The organism is Modestobacter versicolor (genome assembly GCF_041028285.1).
Taxonomy (GTDB): Bacteria; Actinomycetota; Actinomycetes; order Mycobacteriales; family Geodermatophilaceae; genus Modestobacter; species Modestobacter versicolor_A.
The window spans coordinates 305,374-318,749 of record NZ_JABGDB010000002.1; the positions used below are offsets into that span (position 1 = coordinate 305,374).

Sequence of the window (13,376 nt, forward strand, 5' to 3'; positions counted from 1 at the left end):
CCACCCCCGAGGAGAGTCAGTGCCGACGTCCCCACCCACCATCGACGTGCACGCGCACGTCGCCCTGCCCCAGGCCGACGCCCTGCTCGACGGCCTGCCCGGCCTGGCCGACCAGCGGCGCACCGACGCCGCGACCCTGGGACCGGCGTCCCTGCAGCACAACATCGGCCAGCTCGCCCAGCTGATGCCCCGCCTGACCGGCCTCGACCTGCGGCTGGCCGCGATGGACGCCGCCCGGGTCGACCTGCAGGTGGTCAGCCCCATGCCGGCGCCGGCCCACTGGGCCGACCGCGAGCTGGCCGACCGGTTCGTCACGACGACGAACGAGGGCGTGCGCGCCTACTGCGACCAGGCCCCCGACCGGCTGCTGCCGATCGGCACGGTGTCGCTGCACGAGCCGGACCTGGCGGTCGAGCAGCTGCGCACCGGCATGCGGGACCTCGGGCTGCGCGGCGTGCAGGTCTCCACCTCCGCCGGCCCCGGCCGGGAGCTGGACCACCCGTCGCTGGCGGGGTTCTGGGCCGCGGCCGAGGAGCTCGGCGCAGCCGTGCTGGTGCACCCCTGGGGCTGCACGCTCGGCGAACGGCTGGACGCCTACTACCTGTTCAACACCGTCGGCAACCCGACCGAGACGGCGCTGGCGCTGTCCCGGATCGTCTTCTCCGGCGTGCTGGAGCGGCACCCGCAGCTGCGGATCTGGTCGGCGCACGGCGGCGGCTACCTGGGCAGCTACGCCGTCCGGGCCGACCACGCCTGGCGGGCGCGGGGTGACGCCCGGACCACCGAGGCGCCGCCGAGCGAGCTGCTGCGCCGCACCTGGGTCGACTCGCTGGTCTACGAGCCCGAGCAGCTGCGGCACCTCGTCGCGGTGATGGGCGCAGGTCAGGTGACGCTGGGCAGCGACTACCCCTTCGACATGGGGGTCGAGGACCCCGTCGACCGGCTCGAGGCGGCCGGGCTGGACGCCGCCACCACCGAGGCCGTCCGCGGCGGCAACGCCGCCCGGCTGCTCGGCCTCGACGCACCGGTCACCGTCCCCGAGGGAGCAGGAGGAGCACGATGAGGATCGCCAGGCACGCCACCGGTGGCCGGACCCGGCTGGCCGTCGTCGACGGCGACGAGCTGGTCGGCCTGGACGCCGGGGTCGAGCTGCCGGAGCTGATCGGCACGCCGGGCCGGCTGGCCGCCGCCGCCGACGCAGCGCTGCAGTTCCGGGCGGACGTCGTCCCGCTGTCGGGCGCCGAGCTGCTCGCGCCGCTCTCCCCGCCGACCTTCCGCGACTTCTCCACCTTCTACGAGCACGCCAACGGCATCTCCCGCAACGGCAGCCCCGCGGGCGGGGTGGCCCCGGAGTTCTTCGAGATCCCCACCTTCTACTTCTCCAACCCCTACGCGATCACCGGTCCGCACGCCGACGTGCCGGTGCCGCCGGGCTGCGAGCTGTTCGACTTCGAGCTCGAGGTGGGCGCGGTGATCGGCACCGCCGGCCGGGACGTCGCAGTGGAGGACGCGGCCGACCACATCGCCGGGTTCGTCGTGCTCAACGACTTCTCCGCCCGCGACGTGCAGTTCCACGAGATGCGGATGCGGCTCGGCCCGGCCAAGGGCAAGGACGGCAGCACCACGCTCGGGCAGTTCTTCGTCACCCCGGACGAGCTGGCCCCGCACCGCTCGGGGCCCTCCTACGACTTGCGGATGGAGGTCCGGGTCAACGACGAGCTCATCGGCGGGGACACCCTGGCCAACATGTCCTGGACGTTCGAGGCGCTGGTGGCCTACGCCTCCCGGGGCGCCGACGTCCGGCCGGGCGACCTGCTCGGGTCCGGCACCTGCCAGAACGGCTGCCTCGCCGAGCTCTGGGGCCGGTACGGCCGGGACGGGTACCCGCCCTTGCAACCCGGCGACGTGGTGACGACGACCGTCGAGGGCCTGGGCGGCACCCGCAACCGCATCGTCCCCGGCGCCGACCGGCACCCGATCGCCCCCTGGCGGACCGCGTGAGCGCCCACCACGCGATCGACCGGCTCGCCCTCGGGCCCGGCCGCGCCGACGAGGTCGCCGACGGCGTCTTCGCCTTCGTCCAGCCCGACGGCAGCTGGATGATCAACAACGCCGGCTTCATCGTCGGCAGCACCGGGGTGAGCGTCGTCGACGCGGCCTCCACCGAGCGGCGCACCCGCGACCTGCTGGCCGCCGTCGCGGCGCACAGCCCGTCGCCGGTGCGCACCCTGGTGAACACCCACAGCCACCCGGACCACACCGGCGGGAACGGCCTGTTCACCGGCGCGACGATCGTGGCCCACGAGGACGCCCGGCGGGAGATGCTCGCGCTGGGCCAGGTGGGCAACGGCCCGATCTGGACGCCGATCGACTTCGGCGACGTGCCGCTGGCGCCACCGTTCCTGACCTTCACCGACCGGGTCACCCTCTGGTCGGACGACCTGGAGTGCCAGGTGGTGCACTGCGGCGGGCCCGCGCACACCACCAACGACGTGGTGGTGTGGATCCCCGACCGGTCGGTGCTCTTCGCCGGCGACCTGCTGTTCAACGGCGGCACCCCGTTCCTGCTCTCCGGGTCGGTGCTGGGGGCGATCGACGTCCTCGAGCGCTTCGTCCGGCCGCTGGGCGCGCGGACGATCGTGCCCGGCCACGGCCCGGTCACCGGCCCGGAGGTGATCGACGACGTGCTGGCCTACCTGCGCTTCGTCGAGTCCCTGGCGCGCGAGGGGCTGGCGGCGGGGGTCACGCCGCTGGAGCTGGCCCGGGCCACCGACCTGGGCCGGTTCGCCGAGCTCAGCGACCCGGAGCGGATCGTGGGCAACCTGCACCGCGCCTACGCCGACCTCTCCGGCCCGCCCGAGCAGCGCGGCCGGCCGGTCGACGTGATGGCCGCGCTGCAGGAGATGGTCGCCTTCAACGACGGCCGTCCGCTGACCTGCCTCGCCTGACGCACCTCGCCTGACACACCTCACCTGACCCCCGCACCCTCGAGACCGGCAGCCGCCCCGACGGCTGCCGGTCCCCCGGTGCTGCCCGCGGGACGCCGGCCCGGGCATCCGCCGGCCTGATGGTCGGCCATACGCGAACGGCGTTTCCGCCGGGCACCCCGGTGCTCCCATGCTCTTCCCCACCCCGGTGTAGCCCGGGTCACACCGGCGCCGGGTCCCCCGGCCCGGGTGGACCGCCCGCCGGCCGGTCCCCGTCCCCTCCCCCGAATCGAGGTCGCAGGTGCCCACGACGCCGTCCGCACCGGTCCACCCCGGCGCCCGGCCCGCTCCCGGGCCGACCGGCACCCCCCGCGCGGAGCCGACGCTGGCGATGGTCTCGGTGTCGAAGAGCTTCGGCCCGGCGCGGGTGCTCGACGACGTCGGCCTCGCGCTGCACCCCGGCGAGGTGCACGGCCTGGTCGGCCAGAACGGCTCGGGCAAGTCGACGCTGATCAAGGTGCTGTCCGGGCTGCACCGGGCCGACGCCGGCTCCGTCGTCAGCGGCGGGGAGAGCCACCCGCTGCCGCTGAGCGTCGCGCAGCTCGACGCCCTCGGGGTCGCCTTCGTGCACCAGGACCTCGGCCTGGTCGAGAGCCAGAGCGTGCTGGACAACGTCCGGGTCGGCCGCTACCGGCGGGGCCGGTTCAGCCGCCGGGTGCGCCGCGACCTCGAGGCCGACGTCGTCCGCGCGTCGCTCGCCCGGCTGGGCTCCGACATCGACCCGCACGCCGTGGTCGCCACGCTGCAGCCCGCGGACCGGGCGCTGGTGGCCATCGCCCGGGCGCTGCAGAACAGCGGGGACGGCGGCGTGCTGGTCTTCGACGAGGCCACCCAGTCCCTCCCCCGCGAGGTCCTCACCGGCTTCTACGCGACGGTGCGGGAGCTCGCGGCCGCCGGCTGCGCGATCCTGCTGGTCAGCCACCAGCTCGACGAGGTCGTCGCCCTCACCGACCGGGTCACGGTGCTCAAGGACGGCCGGGTGGCCGCCGCGGGCATCCCCACCGCGCAGACCAGCCGCCGGGAGATCACCCGGCTGATGCTCGGCGCCGACGCCGACACCCAGGCGCTGCACGACGCCGTCCCCACCCGGCCCGGTGCCGACGCCCTGGTCCTGCGGGGGGTCACCGCACCGACGCTGCACGGGCTGGACCTGACCGTCCGGGCCGGCGAGGTGGTCGGCGTGACCGGCACGACCGGGGCCGGGCACGACGAGCTGCCCTACGTGCTGGCCGGCGTCAGCCCCGGCCGGGGCAGCGTCCGGGTCGAGGGCGCGGAGGTCGACCTGGCCGCCGCCGGCCCCCGGACGCTGCTGGACGCGGGGGTGGCGCTGGTCCCCCAGGACCGGGCGCAGCAGGGGCTCGCGATCTCGATGAGCGCGCAGGACAACCTGTGCCTGCCCCGGGTGCGTGCCCGCAGCGGCCGCTGGCGGGTGACCCAGGACTGGCAGCGCGACGAGTTCGGCTGGGTCGTTGACCACCTCGGCATCACGCCACCGCAGGGCGACCTGCCGGTGGCCGCGCTGAGCGGGGGCAACCAGCAGAAGCTGCTGCTCGGCAAGTGGCTGGTCGCCCGCCCCCGCGTGCTGGTCCTCCACGAGCCCACGCAGGCCGTCGACGTCGGCGCCCGGCGGGACATCCTGCGCAGCATCCGCGAGGCCGCCGCCGCCGGCGCCGCGGTCCTCGTCTGCTCCATCGACAACGAGGACCTCGCCAGCGTCTGCGACCGCGTCCTCGTCCTGGACGGCGGGGCGGTGACCGGGGAGCTGCGCACCCCGCTGACCGCCGACCAGGTCCTCGACGCCGTCTTCCGCCACGAGACCACGACCGAAGGGCAGTCCGCATGAGCACGTCCGTCTCCGCCGCCGACCGCTCCGGCACCCCGGAGCAGCCACCCGTCGAGCACCCGGGCGCCCCCGCCGCGGGCGCGCCCCGACCCCCGGTGCGACCCGGCCGCCGGCTGTCCGGCGGCGACCTGCTGCGGCGGTGGGCGGTGGTCCTGCTCTGGGTCGCCATGGCCGCGGCCTTCGCGCTGGCCAACCCCGACCTGTTCCTCCGCGAGGGCACGTTCAACATCATCTTCGGCGCGAACGGCCAGCTGGTCTTCCTCTGCATGGCCGTGCTGGCCCCGTTCTGCGTCGGCGAGTTCGACTTCTCGGTGGCCGGCGTGATGGGCATGACCGGCGTGACGGTCACCGTCATGTACGCCCAGCAGGGCTGGAGCCTCCCGGCGGCGGTCGCCTTCGCGCTGGCCCTGGGCGCGCTGGCCGGTGCGCTGAACGGGTTCATCGTCGTCGTCCTCGGCGTCGACCCGATCATCACCACCCTCGGCGTGGCCACCGCCCTGCAGGGCGTCGCGCTGTGGATCTCCGGGATGAGCACGGTGACCGGCCTGCCGGTGTCCTTCGGCCGGGTCGTCACCGACCGCGTCCTGGGGATGCCGCTGTTCTTCTGGTACGGGCTGGCGCTCACCCTGGCCTTCGCCTACGTCCTGCACGTCACGCCGCTGGGCCGGCACATGGCCTTCGTCGGCGCGAACCGCGAGGTCGCCCGGCTGGCCGGGATCCGGGTCAACCGGATGCGCTTCGGCGCCTTCACCTTCGCCGGCACCGTCGCGGGGCTCGCCGGGGTGCTGCTGGCGGCCAACATCGGCGGCTTCGACCCGACCAGCTCCGGCATCCAGCTGCTCCCCGCGCTGGCGGCCACCTTCCTCGGCACGGCGATCCTCTTCCCCGGCCGCTTCAACCCGCTCGGCACCTGGATCGCGGTGTTCTTCCTCGCGACCGGGATCGTCGGCCTGCAGCTGCTCGGCCTCACCGGCTGGATCAGCGACGTGTTCTTCGGCGGCTCCCTCGTCGTCGCGGTGACGGTGTCGACGCTGCTGCGCCGCCGCCGGTCCCGGTTCTGACCCGCTCCCCCACCCCGCACCTCCTCTGAAAGGGACACCCATGTCGACACCTCCTCGCCACACCGCCGTGGTCCGAGGCCTCACCGCCCTCGCCTGCGCCGGCACCCTGCTGCTGGCGGCCGCCTGCTCGTCGGCCGACGAGGCGGACACCGCGGAAGCCGGCACCGGCGGGGGCAGCGCCGCGGCCGACGTCAACGCCGACGCCCTGGCCGCGGTCGAGTCGGACCTCGCCGAGCCGGAGCCGTTCAGCGCCCCCGGCCCGGCGCTGGAGGGCGTGGACCAGGTGGCGGGCAAGAAGGTGCTCTACATCCCCATCTCGCTGCAGATCCCGGCGTTCCAGTCGGTCTACGCGGCGGTGCAGGAGGCCACCGGCGAGGTCGGCATGGAGGTCAGCTCCTGCGACGGCAAGTTCAACCCGGCCGGCGTCGCCGCCTGCATCAACCAGGCCCTCGCCCAGGACGTCGACGTCGTGGTGCTCGACCAGGTCCCGCTCGGCCTCGCCGCGCAGGGCGTCGCCCAGCTCCAGGCGGCCGGCATCTCCATCCTGGTCAGCGGTCAGGAGCCGGCACCCGGCACCGCCGAGCTGGCCTACCTCGACACCGGAGGTGCCGAGATCATCACCTCGATGGCCGACTGGGTGACCGTCGACTCCGGGGGCAAGGCCAACGTGCTGGTCGTGGCGCAGGCGGACAGCCCGCGCCAGGAGGCCTACATCTCCGAGGGGCTGATCCCGCGGTTCGAGGAGGTGTGCCCCGACTGCACGACGACGGTGACCACCACGACCGCGTCCCAGCTCTCGCAGCTCGGCACCCAGGTGAGCGCCGCCCTGCTGCAGGACCCGGACATCGACTACGTCGTCTCGGAGTTCGACGCCAACGTCAGCTACATCCTGCAGGGCCTGCAGAACGCGCCCACCGGCGAGGACGTCAAGGTGGTCAGCGCCATCGGCGACATCGCGTCGCTCGAGCGCGTCGCCTCGGGCCAGCAGGCCTACGACGCCCTCGGCAGCAACCGCTGGGCCGGGTGGGCGATCACCGACCAGGTGCTGCGGATGCTGACCGGCGCCGAGCCGCTGGAGACCTCCATCGGCCCGGCCCGCGCCTTCGACTCCTCGAACATCGACTCGGTCGAGGTCGACCAGTCGAGCTTCGACGACGAGTCGCTGTGGGGCGGGGACACCTACACCGACGTGTACCGGCAGGTCTGGGGCCTCTCCTGACCTTCTCCACCCTGCCGGTCGCCCGCGTGGAGCGACTGGGGCGCGACGCGGCAGCCGTCACCTTCGAGGTGGCGGCTGCCGTCCGTGACCGCTACGCCTTCCGGGCCGGCCAGTGGGTGACCGTGCGGACGCGGGTCGGCGCTCAGGAGCTGCGCCGGTCGTACTCGGTCTGCTCGCCCGCCGGTGGCCCGCTGCGCATCGGCGTCCGCGAGCGCCCGGGCGGCGGGCGGGTGTCCTCCTGGCTGGTGCGCGGGCTCGCGGCCGGCGACCGGGTCGAGGTCGGCGAGCCGGCCGGGACCTTCGGCGCCGGGCAGCCGGGTGGGCCGGCGCTGTTCGTGGCGGCCGGGGCGGGGATCACCCCGGTGCTGTCGGTGGTCGCGACCCGGCTGCGCGACCCGCGGGCCCGGATCCGGCTCGTCCAGGTCGACCGGGAGCCGGCGAGCCGGATGTTCGCCGAGGAGGTCGACCGGCTGCACGCCGCGCACGCCGACCGCTTCTCCCTCACCTCCGTCTGGACCCGGACGCCGGGAGCCGCCCGCCCGTCGCCCGACGGGTGGCGCGGTCTGCTCGCGGCGGGCGGTCCGCTGTCCGGGCTCACCGGCGTGTGGCTGTGCGGGCCCGAGGGCCTGGTGGACCGGCTGCGCCCGGTGCTGGCCTCCCTCGGGGTGCCGCACCGGCGGGTGCACACCGAGCTCTTCGACGCAGCCCCGCCGACCGTGCCCCCGGTCGAGGGGACGAGCACGGTGCGGGTGCTGTCCCGCGGCGCGGTCACGACGACGACGGTCCCCCGGTCCACCTGGCTGCTGGACGCCGCGCGCGCCCAGGGCACCGACGTGCCGTTCTCCTGCCTTGGCGGCATGTGCGGGGCCTGCCGGGCCCGCGTCGTGGAGGGGGAGGTCGACATGGTGGCCAACCACCAGCTCAGCGCGGCCGAGGTGGCCGCGGGCTCGGTGCTCACCTGCCGGACCCGGCCGGTCGGCCCGTCGGTGACCGTGGACTTCGACCGGTGAGCACCCCCGGCACCGCGCCGCGGCACCGCTGGAGGTGGTGGCACGACCGGTGGAGCCGGCACCTGGTGGCCGCGCTGGAGCGACGGCTGGAGGCGGAGGCGTGCGCCCACGACGGCGTCACCCTCTGCCGGGTCTGCCGGCTCGTCACCTGCGTCGGGTTCCTGCCCGCCTCGGCCGTGGCGGGCGACGCCGACCGGCCGGGCCACGGCTGAACCGTCCGGCACCGCCGGGCTACGGTCCGGGGAGCGGGGCCGGCCGGCGGCCCCGGACGGAGGGCGGAACCCCGGTGTCAGAGGACGCGCAGCAGGAGGTCCGGGCCGAGCTCGCCTACCTGGACCCGCGGACGACGCTCGGCCGGCAGTTCATCGCCCGTGGCGCGCGGGTCGCCACGGAGGTCGTGACGCGGCACCCGGTGACCGTCCGCGACGGCCGGCCGGTCCGCGGCTCCTTCGCCCTCGACGTCCAGGGCTTCGCGCTCGTCGACCACCGCAGCGCGGTCACCGACTTCACCGACCCGGCCCAGCTGGAGCAGGTCTACGTCGCCGAGGTCTGCCGCTTCGTGCAGGAGCAGCTGGGCGCCGACCGGGTTCTCTCCCGCGGGTGGGAGCTGCGCCGGTCGGTCGACCCGGCCGCGCACGGCGCGCAGCCGCCGGCCGGCGGGGTGCACGTCGACTACGCACCGGACCACGTGCCGGGCATGGTCGCGCGCGCCCACGCCCGGGCCTTCCCCGACGCCCCCGGCTTCCGGCGGGCGGTCGTCACGAGCACCTGGCGGGTCTTCAGCCCGCCGCCGCAGGACTGGCCGCTGGCGCTGTGCGACTCCCGCACGATCAGCCCGGACGCCGGTGCGCCGATCACCACGTACTTCGTCGACGAGCTGCCGGCGGACCCGTTCGGGCCGGTCGACCACCTCAAGCCGGTCGGCAGCAGCTGGAAGGTCCGCCACGAACCCGGTCACGCGTGGTGGTGGTTCCCCGGCATGACCCGCGACGAGGTGCTGCTGATCAAGCTGGGCGACACCGACCGCGGAGCGGCCGGGCCCGCGCCGCACACCGCCTTCCCCGACCCCGCCGGGCAGGGCGGCGTGCCGCGGCACAGCATCGAGTTCCGCACCTTCGCCTACTTCGACTGAGCCGGACCGGCCGGCGGCCGGTCCCGGCCCGTCAGCCCGCCGCGACGCGCTCGGGCGCCGGTCGCAGGTGGGCCCCCTGGCGCAGCAGCTCGCGCTGCACCAGGGCGATGTCGACGTCCGCGGTCGTCGTCCCGGTCTCGACGGCGAGCGCGGCGGCGACGCCGGCGGCCTGCCCGGTCAGCCAGCACTGCGGGATCTCGCGCATGAAGGCCTGGGTGGCGGGGTCGCTGGCGACGTGCCGGCCGGCGGCCAGGACGTTGTCCAGGTCCCGGGCGACCAGCGCGCCGTAGGGCACCGAGATGTTGGCGTACTTCTGCGACGGTGACGGGGAGACGCCCACCTCGTCCGGGTGGACCATGCCCTCCATCCACTCCGCCCGGCTCATCTTGTGCAGCCCGATGAGCCGGCGGGTGTGCCGGATGCCCAGCTGCGGCGCGGACAGCATCAGCCAGGCGCGCTCGAAGCCCGGCGCGTGCGCGCGGAAGAACTCCAGGTGCGCCAGCATCCGCCGCCGCGACTCGAGCTCGACGGCGGTGAGGTCGGCGACCTTGAGCCCGCTGTACCCGGACAGCCGGGGCCCGAGGAAGACCGCCACGTCGTCGCGCCAGCCGACGAAGGGCCGCTCGACGTAGCCCAGCGTCTCGCGCGCCGACGCCATCAGCGCCGTGTGCCCGCGGGGGTCGGTGCGGCGGAACTCCAGCCAGCGGCCGAAGTCCACCCCGGCCCACATCCAGCTGGTGTTCAGGCAGTGCGCCACCGGGCTCTCGTCGGCGTCGACGTCGGACTCGAAGGGCACCCCCGCGCCGGCGCAGACGTCGAGGTCGCCGGTGGTGTCGATGACGACCTTCGCCATGATGGCGCGCCGGCCCTCCTTGCTCTCGAAGAGCACGCCGCGCACGGTGCGGCCCTCGCGGAGGGTGCCGACCACCCAGGAGTGCAGCAGCAGTGTGACGCCCTCCTGGTGCACCAGCTCGGCGGAGACCGTCTTCAGCCACTCGGGGTCGATCATCGGGGACCAGGTGACGGTCTCCCGGGCCGCGCCGAGGCGCTCGCGCCAGTGCTCGACGTGCTCGGGGTCGGTGGAGCCCCACAGCTCGCGCGGCGCACCGGCGACCGCGTCGGCGGGGAGCCGGTCGAGGATCTCGGTGGCGAACCCGGAGATCACCGGGAAGCCCGACCAGTCGGTCATCCGGTCGATCCAGATCACCAGTCCACCGGTGGAGAGCCCACCGAGGTGGTTGTACCGCTCGACCAGCGTGACCCGGGCGCCGGCCCGGCGGGCGGCGATCGCGGCGGCGCAGCCGGCCGGCCCGCCGCCGACGACGAGGACGTCGGTCTCGGAGTAGACCACGGTGTCCCGGGCCGGCTCGTGCACCGTGCCGAGGTCCACCGGGGTCGGAGGCCCGTCCGGGACCAGGGCACCGTCGGTCGAGTACCCCTCCTCCCGCCCGGGGTGGTACTCCCCCGGCGTCTCCTTCCCGAACCCGTGTGCCTCGACCGTCATCCGTCCCCACCTCTTCGTCCGATCACCGACTGCCCACACTCACCTACCCGCGCGTGGCACGCCAGACCACTTCCGTCCCGCCGTGGACGTCCTCGATCCGGGGCTGGGCCCGAGCAGGCCGGAGCTGTGCGGCGACGCTCAGGCGGCGTGCTCGGCCAGCACCCCGGACCGGTGGCGCTGGCGGAGCAGGTAGTACGCCAGCCCGATCGCGGCGATCGCGCCGATGAACACGAACGCGCCCCACTGCAGGTACCAGTGGTACGGCGCGGTGGCGTTGTAGACCTCGCGGCGCGGCCAGGCCAGGTTGAGGGCCATCCCGGCCCCCCACAGGACGGCCAGCACGTTCACCGGCAGCCCCCACCGCCCCAGCGAGAAGTGCCGGGCGCCGTCCTGCTCGGCCGGCAGCGGCCAGCGACCGCGCAGCCGGCTGACCAGCATCGGCACCGTGACCAGCAGGTAGGCCAGGTAGATCATCACGACCGCGATGCTGGTGATGGTCGTGAAGATCTGCGGCTGCCGGATGTTGACCACCAGGATGGCGATCGACAGCACGCCGATGAGGACGGCGGGGACGACCGGGGTCTTCCGCCGGGGGTCCACCCGGGCCAGCCGCGCGGCGAAGGGCAGGTTGTTGTCCCGGGCCATCGCGAACATCATCCGGATCGTGGCCGTGTGCACCGCCAGGCAGCACACCGTGATGGCGACGACGATGCACAGCAGGAAGGCCTTGCCCAGCCCGCTGCCGGACGCCTGGAGCAGCACGTACTGCAGCCCCCCGCCGGAGGAGGACAGCTGCGGGTCGCCGAGGTCGTCCACCGCCATCAGGCCGAACAGCAGGATGAGCCCGCCCAGCAGGAAGGACGCGCTGATCGCGCGGATGATCGCCCGCGGGGCGGTGCGCCGCGCGTCGACGGTCTCCTCCCCCATCGAGCTGGCGGTGTCGAAGCCGTACATGACGTAGCCGGAGGCCAGCGCGGCGATCAGGAAGGCGCCGAGGTAGCCCAGGTCCTGCCCCTCCCCCCGGCCGGCGGTGTCGGTGAGCACCTCCTGCGGACCGCGGGTCGCGTGCAGGGCGAGGATCACGATGATCAGCACGGCCGCGACGAGCTCGATGAACACCCCGGTGCTGTTGATCCGCGCCATGAGACGCACGCCGTAGGCGTTGACCAGGGTGGTGAACGCGATCAGCGCGCTGCCCAGGACGACGGCGTTCACGGCCACGTCGTAGGTGCCGGTGCCGTCGCCCACCAGCTGGAACCCCGACCACAGCTGCGGCAGCGTGATCTGGTAGGCGAGCACGGTGGCCGAGAGGGTGACGATCGACGCCGTGAGCATCATCCAGCCGGCCATCCAGGCCGTGGTCCGGCTGCCCAGCCGCTTGGTCCAGTTGTAGAGGGAGCCGGCGATCGGGTAGCGGGCGGCCAGCTCGGCGAAGCAGAGCGCCACCATCAGCTGGCCGACGAACACCAGCGGCCAGGACCAGACGTAGGCCGGGCCGCCGGCGCCGAACCCGAAGTAGAAGAGCTGGAAGGTGCCCGTCAGGATCGAGATGTAGCTCACACCAGCCGCGAAGCTGGCGAACCTGCCGATCCGGCGGTCCAGTTCCTGCTTGTAGCCGAACTCGGCCAGGTGCTCGTCACTGCTCTGCACGTTCGTCGTGTCCACCGGCCGGCCTGCGTGTGAGGGGAAAGGAGTCGGGTCACTCTGCTCTGCGCGCCGTACCGGCGCCACTCGCGCTCCCCTCGGTCGGCCGACCGGCGCTCGACGTGGGAAGGTCTGGGGTGCCGCGCACGGCACCCGCCCCCGGGGCCGCCAGCTGTTCCGCGTCCCTCGAAACCTAGGCGGTAGGCAGAAGGTGTTCTCCGTGAGCCGGCGACTGGCCGGCATGGCCGTCCACCTCTACACCGCGAGCGGCTCCGTGCTCGCGCTGCTGATCGTGCTCGCCGCGTTCGACGGCAACGTGGTCGCCGCCCTCTGGATCGGCCTGGTGGCGCTGGTCGTCGACGGCACCGACGGCATGCTCGCCCGCAGCGCCCGGGTCAAGGAGACGATCCCCTGGTTCGACGGCGCCCGGCTCGACGACATCGTCGACTACCTCACCTACGTCTTCGCCCCGGTGGTGCTGCTCTGGACGACCGGCGCCCTGCCGGAGGGGGCGGCCGGGTGGGTGCTGGCCGCCCTGCCGCTGCTCTCCTCCAGCTACCAGTTCTGCCGGGTGGACGCGAAGACCGACGACCACACCTTCCTCGGCTTCCCCAGCTACTGGAACGTCGTCGCCTTCTACGTCATCGTGCTGGACCTCGACCGGGGCACGGTCGCCACGATCCTGGTCGTCTGCTCGGTGCTGGTGTTCGTACCGGTCCGCTACCTGTACCCCTCGCGCACCCAGGCGTTCCGGACCCTCAGCCTCGTGCTCACCGCGGTCTGGGTCGGCACCTACGCGCTCCTCCTGCTCGACTACCCGACCGTCGACCCGTGGGTCGTGGCGCTGTCGCTGGCCTACCTCGGCTACTACCTCGCGGTGAGCGGGTACCTCACCGTCGCGGCCCGCCGCCGCCGGGACGGAGCCGGCCGGGTCCCGGCACCGGCCGACGCCGGCCCGCCCTGACCGCCGTCCCCT

12 protein-coding genes are annotated in these 13,376 nt (G+C 74.3%); 10 read left to right on the plus strand and 2 right to left on the minus strand.

What is annotated here, in order from left to right:
• The first annotated feature begins 19 nt into the window (after positions 1 to 19).
• From HL054_RS07775 to HL054_RS07815, 9 genes are all read left to right on the plus strand, one after another.
• Complete coding sequence (locus HL054_RS07775; RefSeq protein WP_369138315.1) at positions 20 to 1,063, plus strand: amidohydrolase family protein; 1,044 nt, start codon at positions 20 to 22, stop codon at positions 1,061 to 1,063.
• A complete protein-coding gene (locus HL054_RS07780; protein WP_369138316.1) occupies positions 1,060 to 2,001 on the plus strand; it encodes a fumarylacetoacetate hydrolase family protein in 942 nt (313 codons plus the stop codon). Before HL054_RS07775 ends, HL054_RS07780 begins: the two co-directional genes overlap by 4 nt.
• On the plus strand, positions 1,998 to 2,948 hold the full coding sequence (locus HL054_RS07785; RefSeq protein WP_369138317.1) for an MBL fold metallo-hydrolase: 951 nt from the start codon (positions 1,998 to 2,000) through the stop codon (positions 2,946 to 2,948). The genes HL054_RS07780 and HL054_RS07785 overlap by 4 nt, the downstream gene beginning before the upstream one ends.
• A 280-nt stretch (positions 2,949 to 3,228) precedes the next feature.
• A complete protein-coding gene (locus HL054_RS07790; RefSeq protein ID WP_369138318.1) occupies positions 3,229 to 4,830 on the plus strand; it encodes a sugar ABC transporter ATP-binding protein in 1,602 nt (533 codons plus the stop codon).
• Positions 4,827 to 5,891 carry an ABC transporter permease gene (locus HL054_RS07795; protein WP_369138319.1) on the plus strand — a complete coding sequence of 355 codons (1,065 nt, stop codon included), beginning with the start codon at positions 4,827 to 4,829 and terminating at the stop codon, positions 5,889 to 5,891. The genes HL054_RS07790 and HL054_RS07795 overlap by 4 nt, the downstream gene beginning before the upstream one ends.
• A gap of 40 nt (positions 5,892 to 5,931) precedes the next feature.
• Positions 5,932 to 7,110 (plus strand): sugar ABC transporter substrate-binding protein, encoded by a 1,179-nt coding sequence (locus HL054_RS07800; RefSeq protein ID WP_369138320.1) that lies wholly within the window; start codon positions 5,932 to 5,934, stop codon positions 7,108 to 7,110.
• Between the two features lie 26 nt (positions 7,111 to 7,136).
• Entirely contained in the window at positions 7,137 to 8,120 is a 984-nt protein-coding gene (locus tag HL054_RS07805) for a 2Fe-2S iron-sulfur cluster-binding protein (protein ID WP_369138321.1), read from the plus strand.
• Entirely contained in the window at positions 8,117 to 8,332 is a 216-nt protein-coding gene (locus HL054_RS07810; RefSeq protein WP_369138322.1) for a hypothetical protein, read from the plus strand. The genes HL054_RS07805 and HL054_RS07810 overlap by 4 nt, the downstream gene beginning before the upstream one ends.
• Before the next feature lie 74 nt (positions 8,333 to 8,406).
• Positions 8,407 to 9,252 (plus strand): CmcJ/NvfI family oxidoreductase, encoded by an 846-nt coding sequence (locus HL054_RS07815; RefSeq protein ID WP_369138323.1) that lies wholly within the window; start codon positions 8,407 to 8,409, stop codon positions 9,250 to 9,252.
• Between the two features lie 31 nt (positions 9,253 to 9,283).
• Here HL054_RS07815 and HL054_RS07820 read toward each other — a convergent pair whose 3' ends face one another.
• Positions 9,284 to 10,756, minus strand: coding sequence for an FAD-dependent oxidoreductase (locus HL054_RS07820; protein ID WP_369138324.1), 1,473 nt, complete (start codon positions 10,754 to 10,756; stop codon positions 9,284 to 9,286).
• 138 nt (positions 10,757 to 10,894) lie between these two features.
• Positions 10,895 to 12,421, minus strand: coding sequence for an APC family permease (locus HL054_RS07825; protein WP_369138325.1), 1,527 nt, complete (start codon positions 12,419 to 12,421; stop codon positions 10,895 to 10,897).
• Positions 12,422 to 12,620: 199 nt separating this feature from the next.
• Between HL054_RS07825 and HL054_RS07830 the strand changes: the two genes are divergently transcribed.
• Complete coding sequence (locus HL054_RS07830) at positions 12,621 to 13,364, plus strand: CDP-alcohol phosphatidyltransferase family protein (protein ID WP_369138326.1); 744 nt, start codon at positions 12,621 to 12,623, stop codon at positions 13,362 to 13,364.
• Positions 13,365 to 13,376: the final 12 nt, after the last annotated feature.

Coding starts and splice junctions, on each gene's coding strand:
- HL054_RS07795 (WP_369138319.1), top strand. CDS start 4,827: ATGAGCACGTCCGTCTCCGCCGCCGACCGCTCCGGCACCCCGGAGCAG.
- HL054_RS07820 (WP_369138324.1), bottom strand. CDS start 10,756: ATGACGGTCGAGGCACACGGGTTCGGGAAGGAGACGCCGGGGGAGTAC.
- HL054_RS07800 (WP_369138320.1), top strand. CDS start 5,932: ATGTCGACACCTCCTCGCCACACCGCCGTGGTCCGAGGCCTCACCGCC.
- HL054_RS07780 (WP_369138316.1), top strand. CDS start 1,060: ATGAGGATCGCCAGGCACGCCACCGGTGGCCGGACCCGGCTGGCCGTC.